This is a genomic window from Rhizobium sp. 05N430 (assembly GCF_056396985.1).
The window spans coordinates 1-13569 of the sequence record NZ_JBFTMO010000027.1; the positions used below are offsets into that span (position 1 = coordinate 1).

General features: G+C 59.2%; 26 protein-coding genes. All 26 read left to right on the plus strand.

Annotated elements, in window-relative coordinates:
• The coding region (locus tag AC1DJO_RS28715) for an EF-Tu C-terminal domain-related protein (protein WP_477974026.1) at positions 1 to 155 on the plus strand (155 nt) is incomplete at its 5' end.
• Between the two features lie 310 nt (positions 156 to 465).
• The gene (gene rpsJ / locus AC1DJO_RS28720) at positions 466 to 774 is read left to right on the plus strand and encodes a 30S ribosomal protein S10 (RefSeq protein ID WP_003547547.1); all 309 of its coding nucleotides are present in this window, start codon (positions 466 to 468) and stop codon (positions 772 to 774) included.
• 34 nt (positions 775 to 808) lie between these two features.
• Entirely contained in the window at positions 809 to 1450 is a 642-nt protein-coding gene (gene rplC / locus AC1DJO_RS28725; protein ID WP_112387879.1) for a 50S ribosomal protein L3, read from the plus strand.
• A gap of 13 nt (positions 1451 to 1463) precedes the next feature.
• Entirely contained in the window at positions 1464 to 2084 is a 621-nt protein-coding gene (gene rplD / locus AC1DJO_RS28730; RefSeq protein WP_112387880.1) for a 50S ribosomal protein L4, read from the plus strand.
• On the plus strand, positions 2081 to 2374 hold the full coding sequence (locus AC1DJO_RS28735) for a 50S ribosomal protein L23 (protein WP_112387881.1): 294 nt from the start codon (positions 2081 to 2083) through the stop codon (positions 2372 to 2374). Before rplD ends, AC1DJO_RS28735 begins: the two co-directional genes overlap by 4 nt.
• 11 nt (positions 2375 to 2385) lie before the next feature.
• Entirely contained in the window at positions 2386 to 3222 is an 837-nt protein-coding gene (gene rplB / locus AC1DJO_RS28740) for a 50S ribosomal protein L2 (protein WP_112387882.1), read from the plus strand.
• A 15-nt stretch (positions 3223 to 3237) separates the two neighbouring features.
• Positions 3238 to 3516, plus strand: a complete 279-nt coding sequence (gene rpsS / locus AC1DJO_RS28745; RefSeq protein ID WP_007531666.1) for a 30S ribosomal protein S19 — start codon at positions 3238 to 3240, stop codon at positions 3514 to 3516.
• 2 nt (positions 3517 to 3518) lie between these two features.
• Positions 3519 to 3908, plus strand: a complete 390-nt coding sequence (gene rplV / locus AC1DJO_RS28750; protein ID WP_112387883.1) for a 50S ribosomal protein L22 — start codon at positions 3519 to 3521, stop codon at positions 3906 to 3908.
• Positions 3908 to 4627 (plus strand): 30S ribosomal protein S3, encoded by a 720-nt coding sequence (gene rpsC, locus AC1DJO_RS28755; protein WP_018857109.1) that lies wholly within the window; start codon positions 3908 to 3910, stop codon positions 4625 to 4627. The genes rplV and rpsC overlap by 1 nt, the downstream gene beginning before the upstream one ends.
• A 36-nt stretch (positions 4628 to 4663) precedes the next feature.
• Positions 4664 to 5077: a 50S ribosomal protein L16 gene (gene rplP, locus AC1DJO_RS28760; protein ID WP_003573792.1), complete on the plus strand. Its 414-nt coding sequence runs from the start codon at positions 4664 to 4666 to the stop codon at positions 5075 to 5077.
• Between the two features lie 10 nt (positions 5078 to 5087).
• A complete protein-coding gene (rpmC, locus tag AC1DJO_RS28765) occupies positions 5088 to 5288 on the plus strand; it encodes a 50S ribosomal protein L29 (RefSeq protein ID WP_007812871.1) in 201 nt (66 codons plus the stop codon).
• An 11-nt stretch (positions 5289 to 5299) separates the two neighbouring features.
• Positions 5300 to 5539 carry a 30S ribosomal protein S17 gene (rpsQ, locus tag AC1DJO_RS28770; protein ID WP_112387884.1) on the plus strand — a complete coding sequence of 80 codons (240 nt, stop codon included), beginning with the start codon at positions 5300 to 5302 and terminating at the stop codon, positions 5537 to 5539.
• 260 nt (positions 5540 to 5799) lie between these two features.
• Complete coding sequence (rplN, locus tag AC1DJO_RS28775; protein WP_018900268.1) at positions 5800 to 6168, plus strand: 50S ribosomal protein L14; 369 nt, start codon at positions 5800 to 5802, stop codon at positions 6166 to 6168.
• Positions 6169 to 6180: 12 nt separating this feature from the next.
• The gene (gene rplX, locus AC1DJO_RS28780; RefSeq protein WP_112387885.1) at positions 6181 to 6483 is read left to right on the plus strand and encodes a 50S ribosomal protein L24; all 303 of its coding nucleotides are present in this window, start codon (positions 6181 to 6183) and stop codon (positions 6481 to 6483) included.
• The gene (gene rplE, locus AC1DJO_RS28785) at positions 6483 to 7040 is read left to right on the plus strand and encodes a 50S ribosomal protein L5 (protein ID WP_112387886.1); all 558 of its coding nucleotides are present in this window, start codon (positions 6483 to 6485) and stop codon (positions 7038 to 7040) included. Before rplX ends, rplE begins: the two co-directional genes overlap by 1 nt.
• 32 nt (positions 7041 to 7072) lie before the next feature.
• Positions 7073 to 7378: a 30S ribosomal protein S14 gene (rpsN, locus tag AC1DJO_RS28790; protein WP_074067600.1), complete on the plus strand. Its 306-nt coding sequence runs from the start codon at positions 7073 to 7075 to the stop codon at positions 7376 to 7378.
• A gap of 12 nt (positions 7379 to 7390) precedes the next feature.
• On the plus strand, positions 7391 to 7789 hold the full coding sequence (gene rpsH / locus AC1DJO_RS28795) for a 30S ribosomal protein S8 (protein ID WP_022718381.1): 399 nt from the start codon (positions 7391 to 7393) through the stop codon (positions 7787 to 7789).
• Positions 7790 to 7831: 42 nt separating this feature from the next.
• Positions 7832 to 8365, plus strand: coding sequence for a 50S ribosomal protein L6 (gene rplF, locus AC1DJO_RS28800; protein ID WP_112387887.1), 534 nt, complete (start codon positions 7832 to 7834; stop codon positions 8363 to 8365).
• Positions 8366 to 8377: 12 nt separating this feature from the next.
• Positions 8378 to 8740, plus strand: a complete 363-nt coding sequence (rplR, locus tag AC1DJO_RS28805; protein WP_112387888.1) for a 50S ribosomal protein L18 — start codon at positions 8378 to 8380, stop codon at positions 8738 to 8740.
• Positions 8741 to 8871: 131 nt separating this feature from the next.
• A complete protein-coding gene (gene rpsE / locus AC1DJO_RS28810) occupies positions 8872 to 9441 on the plus strand; it encodes a 30S ribosomal protein S5 (RefSeq protein ID WP_027509270.1) in 570 nt (189 codons plus the stop codon).
• A gap of 14 nt (positions 9442 to 9455) precedes the next feature.
• Positions 9456 to 9665, plus strand: a complete 210-nt coding sequence (rpmD, locus tag AC1DJO_RS28815) for a 50S ribosomal protein L30 (RefSeq protein ID WP_016553562.1) — start codon at positions 9456 to 9458, stop codon at positions 9663 to 9665.
• A 15-nt stretch (positions 9666 to 9680) separates the two neighbouring features.
• Positions 9681 to 10154, plus strand: a complete 474-nt coding sequence (rplO, locus tag AC1DJO_RS28820; RefSeq protein WP_477974006.1) for a 50S ribosomal protein L15 — start codon at positions 9681 to 9683, stop codon at positions 10152 to 10154.
• A gap of 235 nt (positions 10155 to 10389) precedes the next feature.
• The gene (gene secY / locus AC1DJO_RS28825; protein WP_112387890.1) at positions 10390 to 11730 is read left to right on the plus strand and encodes a preprotein translocase subunit SecY; all 1341 of its coding nucleotides are present in this window, start codon (positions 10390 to 10392) and stop codon (positions 11728 to 11730) included.
• Entirely contained in the window at positions 11727 to 12377 is a 651-nt protein-coding gene (locus AC1DJO_RS28830; protein WP_112387891.1) for an adenylate kinase, read from the plus strand. Before secY ends, AC1DJO_RS28830 begins: the two co-directional genes overlap by 4 nt.
• A gap of 225 nt (positions 12378 to 12602) precedes the next feature.
• Complete coding sequence (gene rpsM, locus AC1DJO_RS28835; protein ID WP_112387892.1) at positions 12603 to 12971, plus strand: 30S ribosomal protein S13; 369 nt, start codon at positions 12603 to 12605, stop codon at positions 12969 to 12971.
• Between the two features lie 132 nt (positions 12972 to 13103).
• Complete coding sequence (gene rpsK, locus AC1DJO_RS28840; protein WP_003547577.1) at positions 13104 to 13493, plus strand: 30S ribosomal protein S11; 390 nt, start codon at positions 13104 to 13106, stop codon at positions 13491 to 13493.
• Positions 13494 to 13569: the final 76 nt, after the last annotated feature.

Below are 13569 nucleotides of genomic sequence, written 5' to 3' on the forward strand. Positions count from 1 at the left end.
GGCACGGAGGCACGGAAATGGTTATGCCTGGCGACAACGTCACCGTTGTTGTCGAGCTGATCGTTCCGATCGCGATGGAAGAAAAGCTGCGCTTCGCAATCCGCGAAGGCGGCCGTACCGTCGGCGCCGGCATCGTCGCCTCGATCATCGAGTAATCATCGATCGGCCGCTTCGAAAGGGGCGGCCGATTCGAATGACATTATTATGATGCAGGTGGTTTAGGCCGCTTGCTTATTACACAGAAATGTTGCAAATGGCGCGCAAGCGCGATTTGCGTGCTGCTTCGTTCGCGAAGCGGCGAACAAAACTAACAATAAGGTGGGCTTTAAAGGCCCGAAGAGTGGATAGGGATGCCGTTCTCGCGGTGTCCTTCTCGATCTTTGAAACCGGTGGTCCGCCTTAGCGAAAACAAAAAACGCGTCTTGAGAAAGGCGCGCGAAAAACAGAACACAAGGATAATGTCGAATGAACGGCCAAAATATCCGCATTCGCCTGAAGGCGTTCGATCACCGAATTCTCGATGCTTCCACGCGCGAGATTGTGTCGACGGCGAAGCGCACCGGCGCAAGCGTCCGGGGCCCCGTTCCGCTTCCGACTCGCATCGAGAAGTTTACGGTTAACCGGTCCCCACACATCGACAAGAAGAGCCGCGAGCAGTTCGAGATGCGCACGCATAAGCGCCTCCTCGACATCGTAGATCCGACCCCGCAGACGGTAGACGCGCTGATGAAGCTCGATCTCGCCGCCGGTGTCGATGTTGAGATCAAGCTCTGAGCCCTGCTCGAGCGGATTTGGAAGGATTGAACCGATGCGTTCAGGTGTGATTGCACAGAAGGTGGGCATGACACGCGTCTACAACGACGCTGGTGAGCATGTTCCAGTTACCGTACTGCGTATGGAAGGCTGCCAGGTCGTCGCTACGCGTACTGTCGAAAAGAATGGCTACGTCGCTGTCCAGCTTGGTGCTGGCACGGCCAAGGTCAAGAATACCTCCAAGGCCATGCGCGGCAACTTCGCAGTTGCCAACGTTGAGCCGAAGGCGAAGCTCCAGGAATTCCGCGTTTCGGAAGATCAGCTCCTCGAAGTTGGCACCGAAATCAAGGCTGGTCACTTCGCAGCCGGTCAGCTCGTCGACGTGACGGGTACCACGATCGGTAAGGGTTTTGCCGGCGCCATGAAGCGCCACGGCTTCGGCGGTCTCCGCGCCACGCACGGTGTGTCGGTTTCGCACCGTTCGCACGGTTCGACGGGCTCGCGCCAGGATCCGGGCAAGGTTTTCAAGAACAAGAAGATGGCTGGTCACATGGGCCAGACGCGCGTTACGACTCAGAACCTGGAAGTGGTTTCGACCGATGAAGATCGCGGTCTGATCCTGATCAAGGGTGCAGTACCCGGTTCCAAGGGTGCCTGGATCATCGTGCGCGATGCCGTCAAGTCGGCAGCGAAGTAAGGGAGCCGGACCAATGGAATTCAACGTCAAGACCCTCGAGGGAAAAGACGCAGGGAAGGTTTCTCTTTCTGACGCGATTTTCGGCCTCGAGCCCCGTGAAGACATTCTTGCCCGCGTTATCCGCTGGCAGCTTGCCAAGAAGCAGCAGGGCACTCACCAGGCCAAGGGCCGCGCCGACGTTTGGCGCACCGGCGCCAAGATGTACAAGCAGAAGGGTACGGGCCGCGCTCGTCACCATTCGGCTCGTGCTCCGCAGTTCCGCGGCGGTGGTAAGGCTCACGGCCCGGTTGCCCGCAGCCACGAACACGACCTTCCGAAGAAGGTTCGCGCTCTCGGCCTGCGTCTCGCCCTGTCGGCAAAGCTGAAGTCCGATGATGTCATCATCATCGACAACCTCGTTGCTGCTGAAGCAAAGACCAAGGCTCTGGCTGCTACCTTCGAGACGCTCGGTCTGACCAACGCGCTCTTCATCGGTGGTGCTGAGCTCGACGGCAACTTCAAGCTCGCTGCCCAGAACATCCCGAACATCGATGTTCTCCCGATCCAGGGCATCAACGTTTATGACATCGTCCGCCGCGGCAAGCTCGTGCTTTCCAAGGCTGCCGTTGAAGCTCTAGAGGAGCGTTTCAAGTGACCGATCTTCGCCACTATGATGTGATCGTCTCGCCGTCGATCACCGAAAAGTCCACTCTGGTATCTGAGAACAACCAGGTTGTTTTCAATGTCGCCAAGAAGGCGTCGAAGCCGGAAATCAAGGCTGCAGTCGAGGCGCTCTTCGGCGTCAAGGTCACGGCCGTCAACACGCTGCTCCGCAAGGGCAAGACCAAGCGTTTCCGCGGTTTTGCCGGCAAGCAGCAGGACGTGAAGAAGGCTGTCGTAACGCTGGCTGAAGGCCAGACGATCGACGTCTCCACCGGTCTCTGAGGAATAAAAACATGGCATTGAAAACATTCAATCCTATTACCCCGAGCCAGCGTCAGCTGGTCATCGTCGACCGCTCCTCGCTCTACAAGGGCAAGCCGGTCAAGGCGCTGACGGAAGGTCTGACGAAGAGCGGTGGCCGTAACAACCTCGGCCGTATCACTGCCCGCTTCATCGGCGGCGGTCACAAGCGTACCTACCGTCTGATCGACTTCAAGCGTCGCAAGTTTGAAGTTGAAGGCACGGTTCAGCGTATCGAGTATGACCCGAACCGTACGGCTTTCATCGCGCTCATCGCTTACGCAGATGGCGAACAGGCCTACATCATCGCTCCGCAGCGTCTCGCTGCCGGCGACAAGGTCATCGCTTCTGAAAAGGCTGTCGACGTAAAGCCCGGCAACGCAATGCCGCTGCAGTACATCCCGGTCGGCTCCATCATCCACAACGTGGAAATGAAGCCGGGCAAGGGTGGTCAGATCGCACGTTCGGCTGGCGGCTACGCCCAGCTGGTCGGCCGCGATGCAGGCATGGCGATCCTTCGTCTGAACTCTGGCGAACAGCGTCTCGTTCACGGCTCTTGCCTGGCGACGATCGGTGCGGTTTCGAACCCTGACCACGGCAACATCAACGACGGCAAGGCCGGTCGTACGGTGTGGCGCGGCAAGCGTCCGCATAACCGCGGTGTCGTCATGAACCCGGTCGACCACCCGCACGGCGGTGGTGAAGGCCGCACCTCTGGTGGCCGTCACCCGGTTACTCCGTGGGGCAAGCCGACCAAGGGCAAGCGCACCCGGTCGAACAAGTCGACCGACAAGATGATCATGCGCTCGCGTCATCAGCGTAAGAAGTAAGAGAGGAAGTCTCCAATGGCTCGTTCAGTATGGAAAGGTCCGTTCGTTGACGGCTATCTTCTCAAGAAGGCTGAGAAGGTTCGTGAAGGCGGACGTGCAGAAGTAATCAAGATCTGGAGCCGTCGCTCCACGATCCTGCCGCAGTTCGTCGGTCTCACCTTCGGCGTCTACAACGGCAGCAAGCATGTACCGGTCAGCGTCAACGAAGACATGGTCGGTCACAAGTTCGGTGAATTCTCTCCGACGCGGACCTACTACGGTCACGGCGCGGACAAGAAGGCAAAGAGGAAGTAACGATGGGCAAGGCAAAAGCCGAACGCCGGCTGAAGGACAACGAGGCGCAAGCAGTCGCCCGCACGCTCCGCGTCAGCCCACAGAAGCTCAACCTGGTGGCCGCGCTTATCCGCGGCATGAAGGTCGAGCGTGCACTCGCTGAGCTGGAATTTTCGCGCAAGCGCATTTCGGGCGCCGTCAAGAAGACGCTCGAATCTGCGATCGCAAACGCCGAGAACAACCACGATCTCGACGTTGACTCGCTGGTCGTAGCAGAAGCCTACGTTGGCAAGTCGATTGTCATGAAGCGCTTCCACGCTCGTGGCCGCGGCCGTGCATCTCGCGTCGAGAAGCCGTTCGCGCACCTGACGATCGTCGTGCGCGAAGTGCAGGCACAAGAGGAGGCCGCATAATGGGTCAGAAAATCAATCCAATCGGTTTCCGTCTTGGCATCAACCGTACCTGGGATAGCCGCTGGTTCGCGGACAATGCCGAATACGGTCAGCTGCTGCACGAAGACCTGAAGATGCGTAAGTTCGTCATGAGCGAACTGAAGCAGGCTGGTATCGCCAAGGTCGTCATCGAGCGTCCGCACAAGAAGTGCCGCGTCACGATCCACTCGGCTCGCCCGGGTCTGATCATCGGCAAGAAGGGTGCAGACATCGACAAGCTCCGCAAGAAGCTGTCGGACATGACGAACTCCGAAACGCACCTCAACATTGTTGAAGTTCGCAAGCCGGAAGTCGACGCAACGCTGGTTGCCCAGTCGATCGCCCAGCAGCTCGAGCGTCGCGTGGCTTTCCGCCGCGCCATGAAGCGCGCTGTTCAGTCTGCCATGCGTCTTGGCGCCGAAGGCATCAAGATCACCTGCGCAGGCCGTCTCGGCGGTGCCGAAATCGCTCGTACGGAATGGTATCGCGAAGGTCGCGTTCCGCTCCACACGCTGCGTGCGGACATCGACTATGGCACAGCCGAAGCGGAAACCGCTTTCGGTATCTGCGGCATCAAGGTTTGGATCTTCAAGGGCGAAATCCTTGAGCACGATCCGATGGCCTCCGAGCGCCGCGCACTCGAGGGTGATGCTCAGGGTCCGGCTAGCCGTGATCGCGATCGTCGCCGCGACAACGCTTGATAGCGTTGGTGGCTAAGAAGTTCGGAGAATAAGAAAATGTTGCAGCCAAAGCGTACCAAGTACCGCAAGCAATTCAAGGGCCGCATCAAGGGCGTCGCCAAGGGTGGGTCTGATCTCGCCTTTGGTGAATTCGGCCTTAAGGCTCAGGAGCCAAACCGCGTCAACGCACGTGAAATCGAAGCGGCCCGCCGCGCGATCACGCGCTACATGAAGCGTGCTGGCCGTGTGTGGATCCGCGTGTTCCCGGATGTTCCGGTAACCGCAAAGCCGACCGAAGTCCGTATGGGTAAGGGTAAGGGCTCCGTTGAATACTGGGCATGCAAGGTCAAGCCCGGCCGTATGATGTTCGAGATCGACGGCGTCAGCGAAGAGATCGCCCGCGAGGCACTTCGTCTCGGCTCTGCCAAGCTCTCGGTCAAGACGCGCTTCGTACAGCGCATTGCAGAGTAAGGAGAGGCAGATGAAAGCCGAAGAAGTCCGCGGCCTCACGGCCGATCAGCTCAAGGACAAGCTCGCCGACCTGAAGAAGGAGCAGTTTAACCTGCGCTTCCAGAAGGCAACCGGCCAGCTCGAAAAGTCCTCGCGTATTGACGAAGTCCGCAAGGATATCGCCCGCGTGAAAACCATTGCCCGCCAGAAGGCGGCAGAAGCAAAGGCGTAAAGGAAAAAATCATGCCGAAGCGCATTCTGCAGGGCGTCGTCGTTGGCGACAAGAACGAGAAGACTGTGGTAGTCCGCGTCGAGCGCCGTTTCGCTCACCCGCTGCTCCAGAAGACCGTTCGTCGTTCCAAGAAGTACAAGGCCCACGACGAAAACAACCAGTATAAGATCGGCGATACCGTTTCCATCGAGGAATGCGCGCCGATCTCCAAGGACAAGCGTTGGACGGTCATTTCCGCCCAGGCTAAGTAAGAATTTTCGGCGAGGCCTTGCGCCTCGCGGAAATATCTGTATGAAGCAGCGTCAGAACGCTCGAAAGCCGGGCGTTCTTTTGCTTTGAGCGCACGGAAGGTCCCGTTGGGAAACCACCCTGGCACGATCGATCCCGCGCTATTCAAGCTATTGCCGTGTTTTCGCCTGTCCTTGTGACAAGCGGCCGGCTGACAATTTTCATAAGCCGGGGTAGGGGGCGAGAGCCCAACCATTCCGGTAAACCAAAAAGGCGACCTGATATGATTCAGATGCAAACAAACCTCGACGTGGCGGATAATTCCGGCGCACGTCGTGTCATGTGCATCAAGGTGCTGGGCGGCTCGAAGCGCAAGTATGCCTCGATCGGCGACGTTATCGTCGTTTCGATCAAGGAAGCGATCCCGCGCGGCCGCGTGAAGAAGGGTGACGTGATGAAGGCGGTTGTCGTTCGCACCGCCAAGGAAATCCGTCGTGTTGATGGCAGCATCATCCGCTTCGACACCAATGCAGCAGTCCTCATCGACAACAAAAAAGAGCCGATCGGCACCCGTATCTTCGGACCGGTTCCGCGCGAACTTCGCGCCAAGAACCACATGAAGATCATCTCGCTGGCTCCTGAAGTACTGTAAGGAGCGAGACCGATGCAGAAGATTCGTAAGGGCGACAAGGTCGTCATGCTCGCAGGCAAGGACAAGGGCCGTACTGGCGAAGTCCTCCAGGTCCTGCCCAAGGAAGATCGTGCCGTTGTCCGCGGCGTCAACGTCGTAAAGCGCCATCAGCGCCAGACGCAGACCCAGGAAGCCGGCATCATCAACAAGGAAGCTTCGGTTCACCTGTCCAACCTTTCCATCATCGACAAGGACGGCAAGCCGACCCGCGTTGGTTTCAAGGTTGTTGACGGCAAGAAGGTCCGTGTAGCTAAGCGTTCCGGTGAGGTGATCTGATGGCTGAGGCAAAGTACGAGCCACGGCTCAAGAAGGAATATGTCGAGCGCATCCGTGCGGCCATGCAGGAGAAGTTCTCCTACGCCAACGAGATGATGATCCCGAAGCTCGACAAGATCGTAATCAACATGGGTGTTGGTGAAGCAACGGCTGATTCGAAGAAGCCGACTGTTGCTGCTGCCGACCTGGCCGCTATCGCTGGTCAGAAGCCGGTCATCACCCGTGCACGTAACTCCATCGCTGGCTTCAAGGTCCGCGAACAGATGCCGATCGGCGCGAAGGTTACTCTCCGCGGCGCCCGCATGTACGAGTTCCTGGACCGTCTCGTGAACATCGCGCTTCCGCGCGTTCGCGACTTCCGCGGCCTGAACCCGAAGAGCTTTGACGGCCGTGGCAACTTCGCCATGGGCATCAAGGAGCACATTGTGTTCCCTGAGATCAACTACGATAAGGTTGATCAGATGTGGGGCATGGACATCATCGTTTGCACGACGGCAACGAAGGACGACGAAGCACGCGCTCTGCTCACAGAGTTCAGCTTCCCGTTCCGTCAGTAACCGTAACGACGAGCGTAGAAAAGGAACCTGACATGGCGAAGACCAGCGCAGTTGAAAAGAACAAGCGCCGCCGTACTACGGTCGCAAATCAGGCTGCAAAGCGTGCAGCTCTGAAGGCGATCATCATGAACCAGTCTCTTCCGATTGAAGAGCGGTTCAAGGCCTCGATCAAGCTGGCATCCCTGCCGCGCGATGGATCGAAGACCCGTATTCGCAACCGTTGTGAAGTATCGGGCCGTCCGCGCGCATACTACCGCAAACTGCGCATGTCGCGTATCGCGCTGCGTGAACTCGGCAATCTCGGCAAGGTGCCGGGCATCGTCAAGTCCAGCTGGTAAGGAGCAGGTTAGATGACAATGACTGATCCGTTGGGCGATATGCTCACTCGCATCCGTAACGGCGCTTCCCGCCGCAAGTCGTCGGTATCGACGCCTGCTTCGAAGCTCCGTGCACGCGTTCTCGATGTTCTGCAGTCCGAAGGCTACATCCGTGGCTATTCCGTTGTCGATTTCGGCAATGGCAAGTCGGAACTCAGCATCGAGCTGAAGTACTACGAAGGCACATCGGTGATCCGTGAGATCGGCCGCGTGTCCAAGCCGGGCCGCCGGGTTTATGTCTCGGTCAAGTCCATTCCGCAGGTCGCGAACGGCCTCGGCATCACCATCCTTTCGACTCCGAAGGGTGTGATGGCCGATCACCAGGCTCGCGAACAGAACGTTGGTGGCGAGGTTCTTTGCTCGGTCTTCTAAGATTGAGCAAGGATCTCCATAGCGAACAGACAGGATTGAAACATGTCTCGTATCGGTAAGAAGCCCGTTCAGGTACCTGCTGGGATCACGGCTACGGTCGAAGGCCAGAAGGTTACTGCAAAGGGCCCGAAGGGCGAGCTGTTCTTCGTCGCAAACGACGAAGTCGGCATCAAGCTCGAAAACAACGCGGTTGTCGTAACGCCGCTCACGCAGTCGAAGGATGCTCGTTCGAAGTGGGGCATGTCCCGCACGATGATCGAAAACATCTTCAAGGGCGTCAAGGACGGCTTCGAGCGCAAGCTCGAAATCAACGGCGTCGGTTACCGCGCATCGCTTCAGGGCAAGAACCTGCAGCTGGCGCTCGGTTTCAGCCACGACGTGGTTTATGAGCCGCCGCAGGGCATCACGATCGCTGTGCCGAAGCCGACGGAAATCGTCGTCACCGGCATCAACAAGCAGCAGGTCGGCCAGGTTGCCGCAGAAATCCGCGAATACCGCGGTCCTGAGCCTTACAAGGGCAAGGGCGTCAAGTATGCCGAAGAGCGGATCATCCGCAAAGAAGGCAAGAAGAAGTAAGGATCACGCGAAATGGCTAGCAGGAAAGAAGCACTTGCACGTCGTGCCAACCGCGTGCGCCGTCATCTCAAGTCGGTGGCCAATGGCCGTCCGCGCCTGTCGGTTCATCGCTCCTCGAAGAACATCTACGTTCAGGTCATCGACGATGTTGCAGGCAAGACGCTGGCGTCTGCCTCGACTCTCGATAAGGATCTGCGCGGTTCTCTGAAGACCGGTGCCGATACCGCAGCAGCTGCCCTCGTAGGCAAGCTCGTTGCAGAGCGCGCAACGAAGGCAGGCGTCAGCGAGGTCGTATTCGACCGTGGCGCCTTCATCTACCACGGCCGTATTAAGGCCCTGGCGGACGCAGCCCGCGAAGGCGGTCTGTCCTTCTAATAAAGTTTCCGGCCGGACGCTGCGAAGCGCCGGCCGGATCTCACCGGACCGCAAACGCTCCCTGATGGGAGGCTGATGCGGTCCTCGTTTTGTTTGCCCGTTGCACCCGGAAAAGAAAAAGGAAAAGGACAATGGCACAGGAAAGAAGAGGCTCGCGGGATGACCGTCAGAGCCGCGAAGAGCGCGATAGCGAATTCGTCGACAAGCTGGTCGCGATCAACCGCGTCGCCAAGGTCGTCAAGGGTGGCCGCCGTTTCGGTTTTGCCGCTCTCGTCGTCGTCGGTGACCAGAAGGGCCGCGTAGGCTTTGGTCACGGCAAGGCACGCGAAGTGCCGGAAGCGATCCGCAAGGCCACGGAAGCCGCCAAGCGCGAGCTGATCTTCGTGCCGCTGCGCGAAGGCCGTACCCTGCATCACGACGTTCACGGTCGCCACGGCGCCGGCAAGGTTCTGCTGCGCTCGGCCAAGGTCGGTACCGGTATCATCGCCGGTGGTCCGATGCGCGCCGTTTTCGAAACGCTCGGCGTTCACGACGTTGTCGCCAAGTCGACCGGTTCCTCGAACCCATACAACATGGTTCGCGCTACCTTCGACGCTCTGAAGCACCAGGTTCACCCGAAGGACATCGCAGCTCAGCGCGGCATCAAGTATGCTACGCTTCAGGCTCGCCGTGCCGCCTCCGGCAACGCCTCTGAAGAATAAGAGGAGTCTGACCCATGGCCAAGGCTACCAAGAAGACCGAAGCAAAGACGGTTACCGTCGAGCAGATCGGCAGCCCAATCCGCCGTCCTGACGTTCAGCAGCGCACGCTGATCGGTCTGGGCCTCAACAAGATGCACCGCCGCCGCACGCTGGAAGATACGCCTTCCGTCCGTGGCATGATCCGCGCTGTGCAGCATCTCGTTCGCATCGTCGACGAGAAGTAAGCAGGGGATACGATCATGAAACTGAACGAAATCAAGGACAACGAAGGTTCGACCCACAGCCGTAAGCGTCTCGGACGCGGTATCGGCTCGGGCTCGGGCAAGACCGGTGGTCGCGGCGTCAAGGGCCAGAAGTCCCGTTCGGGCGTTGCCATCAACGGCTTCGAAGGCGGTCAGATGCCAATCTACCGTCGTCTGCCGAAGCGCGGCTTCAACAACATCTTCAAGGCCGACYACGTTGTCGTGTCGCTTGAGCGTATCCAGGCTGCCGTCGATGCCGGCAAGCTCGATGCCAAGCAGACCGTTGACGCAGCTGCCCTGAAGGCTGCTGGCGTCATCCGCCGTGCCAAGGACGGCGTTCGCGTCCTGTCCGGCGGCGAACTCAAGGCCAAGGTCAAGATCGAAGTTGCAGGCGCTTCCAAGTCTGCTGTCGAGAAGATCGAAAAGGCTGGCGGTTCCATCACGCTTCTTTCTGCCGCAGCGGCAGAATAATAATCTTATGATATGTCGCCCGGGGTGCTTCACACCGGGCGATTTTGCTCCCATATGTGGGCCTCACAAAACCTGTATCGTTGCACCCCCGCGGCGTGCCGGTTTCCGACGAAATCAAGGGTGAGGCAATGGTTGCGCCAGCAATCCGTCCGAAGCCCGGCTTTTGAATATTGACATACCTTTTCCGGGTCCGGCCACTTCGCGAAGGGCTGGAATGGGTAGCGCGGAGAATCGCATGGCTTCTGCAGCGGAACAGTTGGCTTCCAATCTTAATTTTTCGACCTTCGCCAAAGCTGAGGATCTCAAGAAGCGCCTGTGGTTCACACTGGCAGCTCTCCTCGTCTATCGCCTGGGTACGCACATCCCGCTTCCGGGTCTGAACCCTGAAGCCTATGCCCAGGCCTTCCGCGGCCAGGCAGGCGGCATTCTCGGCCTCTTCAACATGTTCTCGGGCGGCGCCGTACAGCGCATGGCGATCTTCGCGCTTGGCATCATGCCCTACATCTCCGCTTCGATCATCGTGCAGCTCATGACCTCGGTCGTGCCTGCGCTCGAGAATCTGAAGAAGGAAGGCGAGCAGGGCCGCAAGATCATCAACCAGTACACCCGCTACGGCACGGTGCTGCTCGGCACGCTGCAGGCCTATGGTATTGCGGTCGGCCTCCAGAGCGGCAACGGTCTCGTTGTCGATCCGGGCTGGTTCTTCAAGATTTCGACCGTCATCACGCTGCTCGGCGGCACGATGTTCCTGATGTGGCTCGGTGAGCAGATCACCTCGCGCGGCATCGGCAACGGTATTTCGCTGATCATCTTCGCGGGTATTGCCGCAGGTCTTCCGACCGCACTTGCCGGCACCCTCGAGCTCGGCCGCACCGGCGCTCTGTCGACGACGCTGATTCTCGCCGTCATCCTGATCGCCATCGGTGTCATCGCCGTCATCGTCTTCGTGGAACGCGCCCAGCGCCGCCTTCTGATCCAGTATCCGAAGCGCCAGGTCGGCAACCGCATGTTCCAGGGCGACACGTCGCACCTGCCGCTGAAGCTCAACACCTCGGGCGTCATTCCGGCGATCTTCTCCTCGTCGCTGCTGCTGCTGCCGGCAACGCTCGCTGGCTTTGCCAACACCACGGCTCTGCCGTCCTGGGCGACGTCGATCGTAGCCGCGCTCGGCCACGGCCAGCCGCTCTACATGCTGCTCTACGGCGCGCTGATTGCCTTCTTCGCCTTCTTCTATACGGCCATCGTCTTCAATCCGAAGGACACGGCCGACAATCTCAAGAAGCATGGCGGCTTCATCCCGGGCATCCGTCCGGGTGAGCGTACCGCCGAATATATCGATTACGTCCTGACCCGAATCACGGTGATCGGCGCAATCTACCTCGTGTTCGTCTGCATCCTGCCCGAGATCCTGGTGTCGCAAACCGGCATCCCATTATCCCTTGGTGGGACTTCGCTTTTGATCGTGGTTAGCGTAACTCTTGATACGGTTGCGCAGATTCAGGGTCACCTGATTGCACAGCAGTACGAAGGCCTGATCAAGAAATCGAAGTTGCGTGGAGGAAAGAGGGGGCGATGAGACTCATACTTTTGGGGCCGCCGGGCGCGGGTAAGGGGACCCAGGCCCAGCGGATCGTGGAGAAGCACGGCATTCCGCAGCTCTCCACCGGTGACATGCTCCGTGCAGCCGTTCAGGCCGGCACGGAGGTAGGCAAGCGGGCTAAGGCTGTCATGGACGCCGGCAAGCTTGTTTCCGACGAGATCGTCAATGCCATCGTCTCCGAGCGTCTCGATGCTCCCGATTGTGCCAACGGCTTCATCCTCGACGGCTTCCCGCGCACGCTCGTGCAGGCGGATGCCACCGAGGTGATGCTGAAGGGCAAGGGGATCGAGCTCTCGGCCGTCATTGAGATTGAAGTCGACGACAAGATCCTCGCTGATCGCGTCTCCGGCCGTTATACCTGCGCCAACTGCGGTGCCGGCTATCACGACACCAACGTGAAGCCGAAGGTGGAGGGGGTCTGCGACCGCTGCGGTTCGACTCACTTCAAGCGCCGCCCGGACGACAACCGCGAGACCGTGGTGACCCGCCTGGCAGCCTACTACAAGGAAACGTCGCCGCTGATCGGCTATTACCATGCAAAGGGTAAGCTGAAGGTGGTGGATGGAATGGCGGATATCGATCACGTGACTGCGGAGATCGACGCCATTCTTTCGAAGCTCTAGGTCTTCGAAAATAAACTTGGCGGGAGCGGTTGCCTTTCAGCACTGATTCCGTTAAACACCGCGCCAACTCGCGACATTTGATGCGATCGGCGCGGATTTCCCAAGGAAGTCCGGGTTCGGTCGTTTTGACATGTACGAACCCCAAATATGAACGAGCGGCCCTACGGAGGGCGGCATAACGAAGCCCTCTTGCCGGATGGCAACAGGAATGCAAGGAGAACAGGCGTGGCACGTATCGCTGGCGTCAACATCCCGACTGCGAAGCGCGTGATTATCGCGTTGACCTACATTCACGGGATTGGTCCGAAGTTTGCTAAGGAAATCATGGAGAAGGTCGGTCTTCCGGCCGACAAGCGCGTCCATCAGCTGACGGACTCCGAAGTGCTCCAGATCCGCGAAACCATCGACCGCGATTATCAGGTAGAAGGTGATCTTCGTCGCGACACCGCGATGAATATCAAGCGCCTGATGGACCTCGGCTGCTACCGCGGCCTTCGTCATCGTCGCGGCCTTCCGGTCCGCGGTCAGCGCACGCACACCAATGCCCGCACCCGCAAGGGTCCGGCAAAGGCGATCGCTGGTAAGAAGAAGTAATTTCCGGGAAACCGGGAAGGGGAGGCTGGCGGTCCGCCGGCCTCTTTTGAGTTTGGAGCGGTGCCTGTCGGGTATCGCTCCGGTGGAGCCGCTGGCATTACGGCGGTGACGATATCCAAGAAAGGGATAAGAATGGCCAAGGAAGCCGTACGCGTTCGCCGTCGCGAACGTAAAAACATCTCGTCGGGCGTGGCGCACGTCAACTCGACCTTCAACAACACGATGATCACCATCACCGACGCACAGGGCAACGCGATTGCCTGGTCGTCTGCTGGTGCCAAGGGCTTCAAGGGTTCGCGCAAGTCGACCCCGTTCGCTGCCCAGATCGCTGCTGAAGACTGCGCCAAGAAGGCTCAGGAACATGGCATGAAGTCGCTGGAAGTCGAAGTTTGCGGCCCGGGTTCCGGCCGTGAATCCGCTCTGCGCGCGCTCCAGGCTGCCGGTTTCATGATCACGTCCATCCGCGACGTGACCCCGATCCCGCACAATGGCTGCCGTCCGCGCAAGAAGCGCCGCGTCTGATCATCGCCACTCACAACGCCGGTGAGCGCAATCGCGCTCCCGGCGCTTCTCAAGCTCGGTTGCCACGATTGGATGG